The organism is Micromonospora sp. NPDC048907 (genome assembly GCF_055586885.1).
The window spans coordinates 381,971-397,027 of the sequence record NZ_JBVJHI010000001.1 but is presented as its reverse complement, the minus strand read 5'-3'; the positions used below and the strand labels follow the sequence as shown (position 1 = coordinate 397,027).

Genomic DNA, 15,057 nt, shown 5'->3' with positions numbered 1-15,057 from the left:
TACCCGATGGGTCAGCCGGTCTGGCCCGGCGCGTCCACGATCCGGCCGGCGACGCGGATCAGCTCGACCTCGACGTCGCCCTTCTTCAGGCTGACCCCCTCCGGGGTCGTGTGGTCCTCGACCACGACGGTCCGGCCGCCGAGGAACTCGTGGGTGGTCGGGTCGAGCAGGATGTCCTCCTGCCGCCAGCCGTCCTGCACCATCCCGAGCGCGATCGCCGGGCGCCCGTCGAAGTCGACCGGCTCGCTGGACCGGGTGACACCGGGGATCAGGGCCAGTGCCCGCAGCAGGGTCGCCTTCACGCCGGGTGGCAGCACGTTGTCCCGCAGCATCGAGTCGATCAGGTTGTACGCGACCTCGTCGCCGTCCCGGCCGGACGGGCTCCGGTCGCGGAGCCAGTCGAGCAGCGCCCGCGGATCAGTGGGGAGCCCGGCCAGCGTCGGGTAGTCCTGCGGCGGCGTGACCTGCGGCAGGTCCGAGCTCTCCGTGCTGACCTCGAGCTTGCCGTCGAGCATGACGGCGCTCTGCCGGCCGTCGGCGCGTTGCCACGACCGCGTGGTCTCGCGGGTGGCCTGACCCTTGTCCTGGGCGATCTTGCCGCGGACGATCCGCAGCTCGACGTAGGTCCACTGGTCGGGGCGCGGTGGCGTGAACGGTTCGGTCTCGGCGTGCACGGCGGCCAGTTCGAAGGTCTGCGCCACCGACCCGCTCGCCACGTACGGCGCCGGCCGTGCCGGCGGGGTCTCCGGGCCGAGGCCGCCGGCCGCGACCACCCCGGCGACCAGGGCGGCCGCCCCGAGAGCGGCGAGCCCGGACCGCCAGGCCCAGCCCGGCAGGCGCCGGCCGTGCCGTTCCGGCCGGCCCGGCACGGCGGCCTCGCGTTCGGCGATCCGGGCCAGCAGCGCCGTCCGGGCCCGGTCCCGGGCCTCCGGCGAGGGCGGCTCGACCTCGCTCCAGCTCTCCCGCAGCGCGGTGATGTCGTCGATCACGCGAAATCCTCTCCGATTGCCGTGGGGTCGGCGCCACCCAGCGCCGCCCGCAGTCTGGTGCGCGCCCGGTGCAGCCGGGACCGGACGGTGCCGGCGGGGATCTCCAGCGCGCGGGCCACCTCTTCGCAGGTCAGGTCGGCCCAGGCGACCAGCAGCACCACCTCGCGGTCGGCCGGTGCGATCTCCTCCAGCGCCGCCGCGAGCCGTCCGCGCAGGGCCTGGGCGTCCAGCCGTACGGCCACCTGTTCGGCCGGCAAGTCGTGGCTGTCCCGGTCGGCCGTGGCGGTGTGCTCGGCCCGGGCCAGCGCCCGGTACCGCCGCGCTTCGGCCCGCTGGTGCCCGGCGATGAGGTTGGACGCGATGCCGAACAGCCAGGGCCGGGCGCTCGGTCGCGTGGTGTCGTACCGCCGCCAGTGGTCGAACGCGACAAGGAACGTCTCCGCCGCCACGTCGTCGGCCAGGTCCCGGCCCAGTCGCCGCGTGGCATAACCGTGGATCGCCGGGTAGTAGCGGTCGAAGATGGCGTCGAACAGGGCCGGATCCCCGTGCATCCGGCTGATGATCTCCGCGTCGGTCTCCTCGGCGGCGGTGCACACGTCTCGTGTCACCACACCCATGAATTCTCCTTCTGGTGCCGCATCCCTCCTGCACAGCCGAGGGCTCACCCCTACTTCGCCGATGGCGGCGTGCGTGTTCGCGCGACGGAAGTCCGGCCATGCCCGCGCGGAACCACCGCAGGGCATACTGAGTATGCTTCCCGCCGTGCATCGTGATCATCGGACGGCGGCGCTCACCGCCGTGCCGGCCGGCCTCCTGCTCGGCTCCCTCGACTTCGTGTGGATCAAGTGGGTCCCGTACCCCTTCGCCGAACTCGGCAACTCCACCGCCACCTGGGCCGTCGCGGCCTTCGCCTTCGGCTACCTGGTCCGCTCCGGCCCGGTGTGGGCGGCGCTCGGAGCCGCCGTCCTGCTCGTCGTCGCGGTGCCCAGCTACTACGTCACGGCGACGCTGCTCCAGGGCGACGACCTGGCCGTGGTGTGGGCGCCGACGTCGCTGCTGTGGATGGCCTTCGGCGTCCTCGCCGGGGTGGTCTTCGGCGTGGGCGGCGACTGGGCGCGCCGGGACGGCGTGCGCCAGATCCTCGGGACCGCGCTGCCGGCCGCCGTCTTCTTCGAGGAGGCGGCGCGGTTCGCCGGACGGGTCGGCGACCGCGGGCAGCCAGCCGGCGCGGGATGGAACGTGGCGATCGACGTCGGGCTCGGCATCCTGGCCGCCGTGCTGGTGGGCAGGTCGAACCGCCGGCGGGCGCTCGCGTTGGCCGTGGCCGTGCCCCTCGCCGTCGTCATCTTCGTCGGCTTCGCGGTGGCCGCCGGCTTCTGAGCCGTTGCCCGGTGTCCGGTCCGGATCACCCAAATAGGGACGACCCCCGTCGGGGGGAGACGGGGGTCGTCGTGTGGTTCGGCTCCGGGGGGGTCGAGCCGAACCCACTCAGCGGTCACGGGGGGTGCAACCGCCGAGAGCCTTCATGTTCGACGGGACGTGAACTCTCGTCGCGAGGACAAGCATGCCGCAATGGACCCTTATACGTCGAGTGGTGTCCACTCCACGCACCGCTAATTCATGGTACGAGTGTGTGATGGCCGTCACTCTGAGGAGTGGTGCACCCCGATCGATCCGTTCCGGAGGCCCCGGGGACCCGACGAGCGTGCCCCCTCCGGCTAGACTTTCGCGCCGTGGGCCGAAGTGCCGCTTTCTTCGATCTCGACAAGACCGTCATCGCCAAGTCGAGCGCACTCGCGTTCGGTCGGCCGTTCTACCGGGATGGGCTGATCACGCGCCGTGACGTGGTCAAGTCGGCGTACGCGCAGCTGATGTTCCGGCTGGGCGGCACCGACGAGCAGACCATGGCCCGCACCCGGGACTACCTCGCCACGCTCTGCAAGGGCTGGCCGGTGGAGCAGGTCCGCCAGATCGTCGCGGAGACGCTGCACGAGCTGATCAACCCCTACGTGTACGCCGAGGCCGCCGCCCTCATCGAGGAGCACCAGGCCGCCGGCCGGGACGTGGTGCTGGTCTCCGCCTCCGGCGAGGAGATGGTCCGTCCCATCGGGGAGCTGCTCGGGGTGACCGACGTGATCGCCACCCGGATGGCGGTCGCGGACGGCCGGTACAGCGGCGAGGTCGAGTTCTACGCGGCCGGCCCGCGCAAGGTCGACGCGGTCGGCGAGCTGGCCCTGGCACGCGGCTACGACCTCGCCGACTCGTACGCCTACTCGGACTCGTACAGCGACCGGCCGCTGCTGGAGTGCGTGGGGCACCCGACCGTGGTCAACCCGGACCGGGCGTTGCGCAAGCTGGCCGTGGAGAACTCCTGGCCGGTGCTGGAGTTCCGGCACCCCGTCCCGCTGGGCCGGCGGCTGCGGGAGCGCCCGGCCGTGCCGGTCGCCGCGGCGGCCCTCGGCGTGGGCGTCGGCGTCGCCATCGGCATCGCCTGGTACGGGCGGCACCGCCGCACCCGTGCCGCCACCCCGACCGCCTGACCGTTCCGGGTGAACCACCCGTCGCGCGACCGTGGCGGCCCGGGCGAAGCCGAAAAGGATCAGGACGCGGCGAGGATCTCGTCGCCGATGAGCGTGATCTGGTCCGCGCCGACCTCCACGGCCGCCATGTAGTGGCGCAGCCAGGAGCGCAGCCCGTCGGGGGTGCCGGTGGCGAAGGCGCCGGCCGCGCCGACGTACTCGGGCTCCCGCTCGCGGTGGCCGACGTCGACGGCGACCAGCCCCCGCGGGTCGAACCCGGTGGAGATCAGCACGAGCCGGGCGGCGGCGCGGGCCACCACCCCGGAGGGCCCGGCGAACGGGCGCAGGTTGAGCAGTTCGCCGTGCACCACGGCGGCCAGCACCAGCGGCGGCACCTTCGTGCCTCCGGCCACCAGCCCGGCCAGCCCGTCGAGGCGGGCCGCCACCACCGGGTCGGCCACCGGGCGGCCCAGTTCCGCCTCGGCCACGACGTCGCGGGCCGCGAGGACGTGCAGCCGGGCCAGGGCCTGGCGCGGCGCCTTCGGCCAGAGTTCGCTCAGCCCGGGCAAGGCCCCGGCCACCCGCAGCGCGCCCTGGAGCAGCGGATCGGTGACCGTGCCGGCGCGTACCTCCTCGCGGTCGTGCACCCGGCCCTCCAGCGCGGCGCTGGCCACTGCCGAGCGGAGGCTGACCTCGGCGGCGACCTGGCCGCCCTGGCGGCGCAGCGCGCGGTGCCGGTGGGCCTCGTCGACCCGGTCGCGGGCGCGTTCGACGGCGGGCGCGATGTCGGCGAGCGCGAGCAGCGGGGCGAGCGGGTCGGTGGTCACCCCGCCACGCTAGCGATCCCCGCACCCCGCCGGAGCGCGAGGCGGCCGGAACGCGACCGGCACCACGCCCACCGCCCGCCGGCCACACCGCGCGTGGGATGGCCCCGGGGCCCTTCCGGACAGCTCGGCGCGCGCGGAGGGCTACTGGGCGCGTGGCCGGTGGACGGGCGGTCGCGGCCGGGGGCGTGCCCGGACTAACCTCTCCCGGGTAGGAGACGCAGGTCACGCGATGAAGGAGTCACCGCATGAGCGAGGCATTGGCCAACTTGCTGAACGAGACGCGCCAGTTCCCGCCGCCGGCCGAACTCGCCGCGAACGCCAACGTGACCGCGGACGCGTACGCCGAGGCGGCCGACGACCGGCTCGCCTTCTGGGAGCGCCAGGCCGGGCGGCTGCACTGGACCCGGCAGTGGGACCAGGTGCTCGACTGGTCCAACGCGCCGTTCGCGAAGTGGTTCGTGGGCGGTCAGCTCAACGTGGCGTACAACTGCCTGGACCGGCACGTGGAGGCCGGCCGCGGCGACAAGGTGGCGATCCACTGGGAGGGCGAGCCGGGTGACACCCGCACCGTCACCTACGCGGACCTGCACAAGCTCACCTGCCAGGCGGCGAACGCGCTGACCGAGCTGGGCGTGGCGGCCGGCGACCGGGTCGCGATCTACCTGCCGATGATCCCCGAGGCCGCGGTGGCGATGCTCGCCTGCGCGCGGATCGGCGCCACGCACAGCGTGGTCTTCGGCGGTTTCTCGGCCGACGCGCTGACCAACCGGATCCAGGACGCCAGCGCCAAGGTGGTGATCACCGCGGACGGCGGCTTCCGGCGGGGCAAGCCGTCGGCGCTCAAGCCGACCGTCGACGAGGCCGTGGCGAACCGCCCGTCGGTGGAGCACGTGCTGGTGGTCCGCCGCACCGGTGAGGAGGTCGCCTGGTCGGCGAAGGACCACTGGTGGCACGAGACGGTGGAGACGGCGTCGCCGGAGCACACCGCGCAGCCGTTCGACGCCGAGCACCCGCTGTACATCCTCTACACCAGCGGCACCACGGCCCGGCCGAAGGGCATCCTGCACACCACCGGCGGCTACCTCACCCAGGCGTCGTACACCACGCACGCGGTCTTCGACCTCAAGCCGGAGACCGACGTCTACTGGTGCACCGCCGACATCGGCTGGGTCACCGGGCACTCGTACATCGTCTACGGCCCGCTCTCCAACGGCGCCACCCAGGTCATGTACGAGGGCACCCCGGACACCCCGCACAAGGGCCGGTTCTGGGAGATCGTCGACAAGTACAAGGTGACCCTCCTGTACACCGCGCCCACCCTGATCCGCACCATGATGAAGTGGGGCGAGGACATCCCCGCCGGTTACGACCTGTCCTCGCTGCGCCTGCTCGGCAGCGTCGGGGAGCCGATCAACCCGGAGGCGTGGATCTGGTACCGGCAGCACGTCGGCCGGGGCGAGCTGCCCATCGTAGACACCTGGTGGCAGACCGAGACCGGCGCGATCATGATCAGCCCGTTGCCGGGCGTCACCGAGGCCAAGCCCGGCTCGGCGATGACGGCGCTGCCCGGCATCGTGGCCGACGTGGTGGACGACCAGGGCCAATCGGTGCCCAACGGCGGTGGCGGCTACCTGGTGCTCCGGGAGCCGTGGCCGTCGATGCTGCGCACCATCTGGGGCGACGACAACCGCTTCATCGAGACCTACTGGTCGCGTTTCGGCGCCGGCGCCAACAACGGCGACGACTGGGTCTACTTCGCCGGTGACGGCGCGAAGAAGGACGACGACGGGCACATCTGGCTGCTCGGCCGGGTCGACGACGTCATGCTGGTGTCCGGCCACAACATCTCCACCACCGAGGTGGAGTCGGCGCTGGTCAGCCACCCGTCGGTGGCCGAGGCGGCGGTGGTCGGCGCCACCGACCCGACCACCGGCCAGGCGATCGTGGCGTTCGCCATCCCGCGCGGCAGCACCGACATCTCCGGCGAGGCCGGGGAGCAGCTCATCGCCGACCTGCGCAACCACGTGGCGAAGACGCTCGGCCCGATCGCCAAGCCGCGGCAGATCATGCTGGTGCCCGAGCTGCCGAAGACCCGTTCCGGCAAGATTATGCGCCGGCTGCTGCGCGACGTCGCGGAGAACCGTTCGCTCGGCGACGTCACCACGCTCCAGGACTCCTCGGTGATGGACCTGATCTCCTCCGGCATGGGTGGCGGCAAGTCCGACGAGGACTGACGGCAGGCGTATCGCGAGATGGGTGACGGTCCGGACGGGCCGTCACCCATCGTCGTTTTCCGGCCACGCGTCGGAAGTTCGGTGGAGGGGCGGCGGGCTGAACGGCCAGAGGGGCAGTGCCCCCCTGTCGGTGAGGGACCGTTCTCATCTAGGTTCAGCCGCATCGGTCGGATTAGACGGACGTCACTGTGACGGCCGGTCGGCCGGCTCTCTCCCCTCATGCCCCACGAACGGAGTGGCATGCACACATTTCCACGGAACGGGTCACGCCGACGCCTACTCGTCGCGCTGCCCGCCATCGCCCTCGCCGCCACGTCGCTGACCGTGACGGGCAGCGCGGCCGCCCAGACGTCCGGCCCCGCGCCGGTCGCCATCGGGGCGGACGAGTACTACATCAACTACGCCGAGCCGGAGGTGCAGCCGGACACCGGCGGCAAGGAGGTCAAGGGCCGGGACGGCGTCCTCACCGCGGCGGCGGACGAGGCCCGGGCCTACGACCGCAAATACGCCGGGGGCAACCCCGTCGCGGCGCGGGAACTGGCCCGGGTGGAGGCCAAGGCGATCCGGACGGGCCAGAGCCCGCGCCGGTTCAAGAAGGCCAAGAGCACCCAGACCGCCAAGCTGCTGACCCTGCTGGTGGAGTTCAACGACAAGGCGAACGACGACTTCACCAACGTGATGGTCCCGAAGACCGTCTTCGAGGACCGGACGTGCGTGCCGGGCACGGTCCAGAACGGGCCGCGGCACAACACCATCCCCAACCCGGCCACGCTGCCGCACAAGGACAACAACTCGATGTGGGTGCCGGACTTCTCGCCGGCCCACTACGACAAGATGCTCTACACGAAGACGGGCATCACCGAGCGCGTCCGGAAGGACCTCAAGGGGCCGGACGGCAAGCCGGGCATCAGCCTCGCCGGGCGGACCATGCACAACATGTACCTGGAGATGTCCAAGGGCGCGTACACCGTGGACGGGCAGGCGAGCCCGTGGATCACGGTGCCGCACTCGGAGGGCTGGTACGCGGCCTCCCGCTGCTTCCAGGACGAGAACGGCAACTGGGTCGCCGGTCGTGAACAGTCGATGAACGGCCACCCGGACAACCCGCAGGGCGCGGGCCGGCTGGCCACCGACGCCATCGACGCGTTGGCGGCCAAGGACCCGAACTTCCCGTGGGCCGACTACGACATCGAGGACCAGAGCGACCGCGACGGTGACGGCAACGTCAACGAGCCGGACGGCGTGATCGACCACCTGGTGCTGGTGCACGCCAACCAGGGCAAGTCCCGCGGCGGCGGCGACGTGGGCGTCTACTCGGTGTGGGCGCACTCCTCGACCGTGGCCGGCGGCTACACGATCCCCGGCACCAACCTGAAGGTGTCGAACTACATCGTGCAGCCGGAGGACGCGGGCGTCGGCGTGTTCGCCCACGAGTTCGGCCACGACCTCGGCCTGCCGGACCTCTACGACACCTCCGGCAACGCCGACTCGGACGTCGACTTCTGGGACCTGATGGCCTCGGGCTCGCACACCGGCGAGATCTTCCAGGCGCTGCCGACCCACATGGGCCTCTGGGACAAGTGGGTGCTCGGCTGGGCCGACCCGCTGGAGGTCAGCGCGGGTGACCGCTCGCGGCTGGTCAAGCTCGGCCAGACGTCGCGGACGCCGGTCGGCACCGAGGACGGCATCAAGATCGACCTGCCGGACAAGGTGATCACGCTCGCGCAGCCGCACAGCGGCGCCAACATGTGGTACTCCGGCGCCGACCAGGCCTGGGCGGACGTCAAGCTGAGCCGGACGGTGACCGTCCCGAACGCCGCGGACGCGAAGTTCTGGATGTGGAACAACTACGTCATCGAGGCCGACTGGGACTACGGCTTCGTCGAGGTGTCCACCGACGGCGGTAACACCTGGACCGAGCGGAAGGTGTACGACGACACCGGCAAGCTCGTGACCACCGACGACGGCTACGCCGACCCGAACGGGCGGATGGTCGACTTCGGCAACAAGAAGTACGGCCTGACCGGCACCACCGGCGGCTGGCGGCACGACTACGTCGACCTGTCGTCGTACGCCGGCCAGACCGTCCAGGTCCGGCTGCGGTACGCCACCGACGAGGCGTTCCAGGAGCGCGGCTGGTTCGCCGACGACCTCTCGGTCACCGGCGGCGGCGCCACCACGTGGAGCGACGACGTCGAGGGCGGCGCCAACGGCTGGACCCAGACCGTCGGCACCTTCACCGACACCACCGGCGCGGGCTGGCACGTCGACTCGGGCACCCAGGTCAAGGCGCACTACTACCTGGCCGAGTGGCGCAACTTCGACGGCTTCGACAAGGGCCTGAAGTACGCGTACGACACGATCTACTCGCACGAGGCGTGGAAGGTCGACCGGATCGCGTACAACGCCCCGGGCATGCTGGTCTGGTACCGGGACACGGAGCTGGGCGACGTCAACCACGTCACCGCGCAGATGACCTCGCTGCCCAGCTACGGGGCCAAGGGCGGTCTGCTGATCGTCGACTCGCACAACGACCCGCTGCGCCGCAAGGGCGAGGCGGCCGTCAAGGACCCGTCGGTGCTGGACAACCTGCCCAGCCGCCCGCAGTCGTCCAACGCGGCCTTCACCCTGAAGCCGACGTACCCGTTCCGGGAGTGCCTGGAGGCGGCGGACGAGCCGTACAGCGAGTACTGCACGAAGTTCCCCGCGCAGGCACCGGTGAAGGGATTCACCGACGCCAAGGGCTGGTACCCGGGCATCGAGATCCGGGACGGCGCCGCGTACGCCCGGGACAACGACGCCTCGGTGGTCGTCCCGTCGAAGGGCAACGCGCAGTACACGACCCGGGTGGTCAACCCGGACGGGACGCCGGCGACGGACTACTACGGTTCGACGCTCGGCGGCGGGGCCATCGTGCTGGGCACCGGCAACCCGCGTGACTCGGGCGTCGCGTACGGCGTCTCGATCACCATCAAGTGGGCGGCCCGCGACAACGCGTACGCCCTGGTGTGGGTGACCCCACCGAAACCGTGATCTGACACGCCGAGGCGCGTCGGAACCCGAACGGCGGGGCCCGTCTGGAGCACACTGCTCCGGACGGGCCCCGCCCTTCTTACGCGCGGACAGTTTTCCGCTGCGGCCGTGTGACATTTTCCAGTGCCGTTGCGCTCCCCTTTGGGGACCTCATAATCGCCGTCACACAACGTGATCGTGGCCGAAACGTAATGTGAGCCGGCACCCGATCGCTGGACGCTTTCGCCCCGATTTGAGCAGGAAAAAAAGCCGAATCACCGGGTTATTGACCGGTGACAACGATGCAAACACCTGCCATTGTGAGTGACGCATGACATGACAGTGATGGCTTTGGCTGCCTCTGTCATGTAACAGATCCACAAAGGAGGAGGACCTTTGAGGAGACGAGTCACAGTGGGCCTGGCCTCGGCCGCGGCCGCGCTGCTGGCAGCCGGTGTCGTCACGACGCCGGCGTCCGCCGCCCCGGCGGCGGAGCGCACCCCCGGCGTCGAGAAGGCGAAGCACGGCAAGGACAACCTCCCGGACGCGAAGGCGGACCAGAAGCGGGAGATCAAGAAGCAGGCGATCGCCGACCTGCTGACCGGCAAGGCCAAGCTTCAGACGCGCAACGGCTCGAAGGTCATCCAGGTCAAGGACGACCTCTTCGTCGAGTACCAGCAGGCCCCGAAGACCGACCCGATCTTCACGATGCTGGTCAACTTCGGCGACAAGACCGACCCCCGTACCGGTGGAGCTGCCGGCCCGGTGGTCAACCAGATCCCCGAGCCGGACCGCAACTGGGACGGCAGTTCCACCGACGACAACAGCACCATGTGGCGCCCGGACTTCCACCGGGAGCACTACATGGACCTGTTCTACGGTGAGGGCGAGTCGTTCCGGGACTTCTACCTCAAGCAGTCGGGTGGCCGGTACACCGTCGGCGGCGACGTCAGCGACTGGATCACCGTCCCGTACAACGAGGCGCGGTACGGCAGCAACAAGATCCCCGAGTCCGACGGCTACTGGAACTTCGTCAAGGACAGCGCCACGTCCTGGTACGACACCCAGGTCAAGGCCGGCAAGACGCCGCAGCAGATCAAGGACTACCTGAAGCAGTTCGACGTCTGGGACCGGTACGACTTCGACGGCGACGGCAACTTCAACGAGCCCGACGGCTACATCGACCACTTCCAGGCGGTGCACGCGGGCGAGGGCGAGGACGCCGGCGGCGGCGCCCAGGGCGAGGACGCCATCTGGTCGCACCGCTGGGCGGCGTTCCCCAACCTCGAGGGCAAGGCCGGACCGGCGGGCAACCTGGCCGGTGGTGTGCCGATCGGTGACACCGGGCTGTGGATCCGTGACTACACCACGGAGGCGGAGAACGGCGGTCTCGGCGTCTTCGCCCACGAGTACGGTCACGACCTCGGCCTGCCGGACCTGTACGACACCGCGGGCGGCGACAACGGCGTCGGTTTCTGGAGCGTCATGGCCTCCGGGTCGTGGCTGAACCACGGCACCGACGACATCGGTACGACCCCGGGTTACATGGACCCGTGGTCGAAGCTCTTCCTCGGCTGGCTGAACCACTCGACCGTCGACTACGGCTCGGGCACCACTCAGGTGACCCTCGGCCCGGCGGGCGACAGTGACGGGCCGAAGGCCCAGGCGGTCGTGGTGAACCTGCCCGCGCAGACCCAGACCACGAACTACAACACGCCGTTCGGCGGGTCGTACGAGTGGTGGGGCGGCAGTGCGGACGACTTGAACAGCACGCTGACCCGCACCCTGGACCTGACCGGCGCGAGCTCCGCGTCGATCACGTCCAAGATGCAGTACGACACCGAAGAGGACTACGACTACCTCTACGCCGAGGTGTCCACCGATGGTGGCGCCACCTGGGCCGATGTCAAGAACAACCTGGTCGACGCCGGTGACAGCGGCATCGACGGCTCCAGCAACGGCGCGTGGGTCGACTCGACCTACGACCTGTCGGCGTACGCCGGCAAGACCGTGACGTTCCGCTACCGCTACGCCACCGACGGCGGCACGCACTTCGCCGGCCCGTTCCTGGACAACGTCTCGCTGACCAAGAACGGCTCGGTCGCGTGGACCGACGACGCGGAGACCCTGGCCGCGGAGTGGACCGCGAAGGGCTGGACCCGGATGGGCGGCTCCGTGACCGACTCCTACCCCCGCTTCTACATCGCCGAGAACCGGACCTACTTCGGTTACGACGACACGCTGCGGACCGGTGGGTACAACTTCGGATTCCTCAACACCCGGCCGAACTTCGTGGAGCGCTACTCGAGCCAGCCCGGCATGCTGGTCTGGTACGTGAACTACGCGTACGGCGACAACAACACGTCGGAGCACCCGGGCTACGGCTTGAACCTGCCGGTCGACGTCCGCCCGGGCAAGATCCAGGTCGGCGGCCAGGGCACCATCACCAACCGGCGCAACGGCTACGACGCCACCTTCAGCCTGTACGCCAAGCCGGCGCAGACCTTCCACCTGAACGGCGTGGGGGTCACCGTGCCGAAGCTCGACCCGACGCCGGTGTTCACCGACAACGGGGTCAACAAATACTGGAACACCAACAACCCGTGGAACTCGGTGAAGGTCGCCGGCACCGGCACCAAGATCGAGGTCCTCAAGCAGGGCACCACCCCGACCAGCGACATGGTCGTCAAGGTCACCAACTGATCGGGTAGCACCACACGGGAGGGGCCGTCGGCGGCGACGCCGGCGGCCCCTTCGCGTACCCCGAAGCCTTTCGCCCCAGCTCATGACAGCCGATCGACCGATTCTGATGTGACGGTGAGGAGCGTTCCCGTCAAAAAGTTGCTACAAATCGACGCGTCTGTCTTCCCACGGGTCACGGGAGTGTTTATCTTCACCAGTGGTCCCACTTGTGGGACGTTCCACCGGCCCCTACCCCCGTTGGGCCGGTTCCCTCACACCGGAGGTACCACGTGCGCAAAGTCGCAGTGGGTCTGCTCGGGCTTTCGCTGACGGCGACGGGATTGGTGGCCGGCACTGCCGCCAGCGCCGCGCCGACGCCGAAGCTGCCGACTGCCGCTCCGGCGGCCGCCGAGCCGCAGGCCCCCCACGATCTGCCGGACAAGCTCGAGGACAAGCGGCGGGCGCTCCGCCAGGAGGGTCTCAGCGAGGTCCTGTCCGGCCGGGCCAAGGCCCAGAAGATCAACGGCAGCACCGTCGTCAAGGTCGGCGAGACCGCCGGCGGCGCGGCGTCGGCGGCCGGCGCCCGGACCGCCAAGGCGGGCAAGAAGGACCAGTACGTCGAGCTGGCCCGGGAGCGGACCGACAAGATCTTCGTGATCCTCGCCGAGTTCGGCGACGAGCGCGACCCGGCCTACCCGGACAAGGACATCAACCCGGACATCGCGGGTCCGACCGGGTACAACGGTCCGCAGCACAACCAGATCCCGCAGCCCAACCGGGCCGTGGACAACTCCACCGTCTGGCAGGCCGACTACAGCGCCGAGCACTTCCGGCAGCTGTACTTCGGCACCAACCCGGGCGACGAGTCGCTCAAGCAGTACTACGAGGCCCAGTCGTCCGGCCGCTACACCGTCGACGGCACGGTCACCGACTGGGTGAAGGTCAAGTACAACGCCGCCCGGTACGGCCGCTCGGACGACCCGAAGGCCGACGACGACCCGACGGGCGACCCGGCGGTCTGCGCGGACAACGTCTGCCCGAACACCTGGGACCTGATCCGCGACGCCGCCAACCAGTGGGTCGCCGACCAGAAGGCCAAGGGCCGCACCGACGCCCAGATCAAGGCCGACATGCAGTCGTTCGACCAGTGGGACCGGTTCGACTACGACGGCGACGGCAACTTCAACGAGCCGGACGGCTACATCGACCACTTCCAGATCGTCCACTCCGGCGGCGACCAGGCCGACGGCGACCCGCACCAGGGTGAGGACGCCATCTGGAGCCACCGCTGGGCGGCGTACAACACGTCCCGCGTGGGTCCGGCGAACTTCCCGATCGGCGGCACCCAGATCGGCAACACCGGCGTCTGGATCCGCGACTACACGATCCAGCCGGAGAACGGTGGCCGTAGCGTCTTCTACCACGAGTACGGCCACGACCTGGGCCTGCCGGACGACTACAACAACATCAACGGCGGCGACAACAACAACGAGCACTGGACCCTGATGGCCCAGAGCCGGCTCGGTGACAAGAACGACCAGGGCATCGGCGAGCGCGGTGGCGACCTCGGCGCCTGGAACAAGCTCCAGCTCGGCTGGCTCGACTACGAGGTGATCAAGGCCGGGCAGAAGCGCGACCTGGACCTGGGCCCGGAGGAGTACAACTCCAAGAAGGCGCAGGCCGCGGTCGTGGTGCTGCCACAGCGGGAGTACACCTTCCAGTACGGCGCTCCGTTCGAGGGCACCAAGCAGTACTTCTCCGGTAACGACGACGACCTGAACAACACCATGACCAGGACGTTGGACCTCACCGGGAAGACCTCGGCGTCGCTGTCCATGAAGGGCCGCTTCAACATCGAGACCGGCTACGACTACCTCTTCTTCGAGGCGTCGACGGACGGCGGCAAGACCTGGGCCGCGCTGAACGGCACGGTCAACGGCAAGCCGATCCCGCCGGTGTCCAACACCGACCCGACGCCGGGCCTGACCGGCAGCAGCGCGGGCAAGTGGGTGGACATCAACATCCCGATGGACGCGCTGGCCGGCAAGGTCGCCCAGTTCCGCTTCCACTACGTCACCGACGGTGGCGTGGCCTCGGGCGGCTTCTTCGGTGACGCCATCACGGTGACTGCCGACGGCCAGACCCTGCTCAGCGACGGCGCCGAGACCGGTGCCGGCGACTGGGCGCTCGCCGGCTGGAGCATCACCGGCGAGAGCTACACCCGGCTCTTCGACAACTACTACATCGCGGGCAACCGGTCGTACGTCTCGTACGACAAGTACCTGAAGACCGGCCCGTACTACTTCGGCTACGCGAACACCCGCCCGGACTGGGTAGACCACTACGCGTACCAGGAGGGTCTGCTGATCTCGTACTGGAACCTCCGGTACGCGGACAACGACACCTTCGAGCACCCGGGTGAGGGTCGTAACCTCTACATCGACGCGCACCCGCGGCCGATCTACAACCTGACCGGCGACCCGTGGCGGGCCCGCGTCCAGGTCTACGACGCGCCGTTCAGCCTCAAGAAGGCCGACTCGTTCACGCTGCACATCAACAGCCAGCCGCAGTACATCCGTGGCCAGGCCGCGCAGCCGCTGTTCGACGACACCGACCAGTACTGGTACCCGGAGCTGCCGAACCACGGCGTCAAGCTCCCGGCCACCGGCGTCAAGATCAAGGTCCTCAAGCAGAACGGCACCTCGATGAAGGTCCGCTTCTCCTGAGCCGCTGATCACCGCTACACCCCGCGATGCCCGGGCAGGTCACCTGCCCGGGCATCGCCCTTTCCGGC

The 15,057-nt window shown here is 69.9% G+C and carries 9 protein-coding genes; 6 read left to right on the top strand and 3 right to left on the bottom strand.

Annotated features, from left to right (window positions below; translation table 11 throughout):
* Positions 1–11 precede the first annotated feature (11 nt).
* Both ACZ6PY_RS01985 and ACZ6PY_RS01980 read right to left on the bottom strand, forming a co-directional pair.
* Entirely contained in the window at positions 12–989 is a 978-nt protein-coding gene (locus ACZ6PY_RS01985) for a CU044_5270 family protein (RefSeq protein WP_466068356.1), read from the bottom strand.
* Entirely contained in the window at positions 986–1,606 is a 621-nt protein-coding gene (locus tag ACZ6PY_RS01980) for an RNA polymerase sigma factor (RefSeq protein WP_466068354.1), read from the bottom strand. The genes ACZ6PY_RS01985 and ACZ6PY_RS01980 overlap by 4 nt, the downstream gene beginning before the upstream one ends.
* A 145-nt stretch (positions 1,607–1,751) precedes the next feature.
* Here ACZ6PY_RS01980 and ACZ6PY_RS01975 point away from each other — a divergent pair, with 145 nt between their 5' ends.
* Both ACZ6PY_RS01975 and ACZ6PY_RS01970 read left to right on the top strand, forming a co-directional pair.
* Complete coding sequence (locus ACZ6PY_RS01975; RefSeq protein ID WP_466068352.1) at positions 1,752–2,369, top strand: DUF6518 family protein; 618 nt, start codon at positions 1,752–1,754, stop codon at positions 2,367–2,369.
* Positions 2,370–2,722: 353 nt separating this feature from the next.
* Entirely contained in the window at positions 2,723–3,529 is an 807-nt protein-coding gene (locus ACZ6PY_RS01970; RefSeq protein WP_262283322.1) for an HAD family hydrolase, read from the top strand.
* A 59-nt stretch (positions 3,530–3,588) separates the two neighbouring features.
* Here ACZ6PY_RS01970 and ACZ6PY_RS01965 read toward each other — a convergent pair whose 3' ends face one another.
* Positions 3,589–4,335, bottom strand: a complete 747-nt coding sequence (locus ACZ6PY_RS01965) for a Fic family protein (RefSeq protein ID WP_466068350.1) — start codon at positions 4,333–4,335, stop codon at positions 3,589–3,591.
* 245 nt (positions 4,336–4,580) lie between these two features.
* On the opposite strand from ACZ6PY_RS01965, the gene acs reads away from it, so the two are divergent.
* The 4 genes from acs (at position 4,581) to ACZ6PY_RS01945 (ending at position 14,989) form a co-directional block, all read left to right on the top strand.
* Entirely contained in the window at positions 4,581–6,569 is a 1,989-nt protein-coding gene (gene acs / locus ACZ6PY_RS01960; RefSeq protein WP_466068348.1) for an acetate--CoA ligase, read from the top strand.
* Positions 6,570–6,809: 240 nt separating this feature from the next.
* Positions 6,810–9,602, top strand: coding sequence for an immune inhibitor A domain-containing protein (locus tag ACZ6PY_RS01955; RefSeq protein WP_466068347.1), 2,793 nt, complete (start codon positions 6,810–6,812; stop codon positions 9,600–9,602).
* Positions 9,603–9,977: 375 nt separating this feature from the next.
* The gene (locus tag ACZ6PY_RS01950; protein ID WP_466068345.1) at positions 9,978–12,284 is read left to right on the top strand and encodes an immune inhibitor A domain-containing protein; all 2,307 of its coding nucleotides are present in this window, start codon (positions 9,978–9,980) and stop codon (positions 12,282–12,284) included.
* Positions 12,285–12,568: 284 nt separating this feature from the next.
* The gene (locus tag ACZ6PY_RS01945) at positions 12,569–14,989 is read left to right on the top strand and encodes an immune inhibitor A domain-containing protein (RefSeq protein ID WP_466069372.1); all 2,421 of its coding nucleotides are present in this window, start codon (positions 12,569–12,571) and stop codon (positions 14,987–14,989) included.
* Positions 14,990–15,057: the final 68 nt, after the last annotated feature.

Coding starts and splice junctions, on each gene's coding strand:
- ACZ6PY_RS01980 (WP_466068354.1), bottom strand. CDS start 1,606: ATGGGTGTGGTGACACGAGACGTGTGCACCGCCGCCGAGGAGACCGAC.
- acs (WP_466068348.1), top strand. CDS start 4,581: ATGAGCGAGGCATTGGCCAACTTGCTGAACGAGACGCGCCAGTTCCCG.
- ACZ6PY_RS01955 (WP_466068347.1), top strand. CDS start 6,810: ATGCACACATTTCCACGGAACGGGTCACGCCGACGCCTACTCGTCGCG.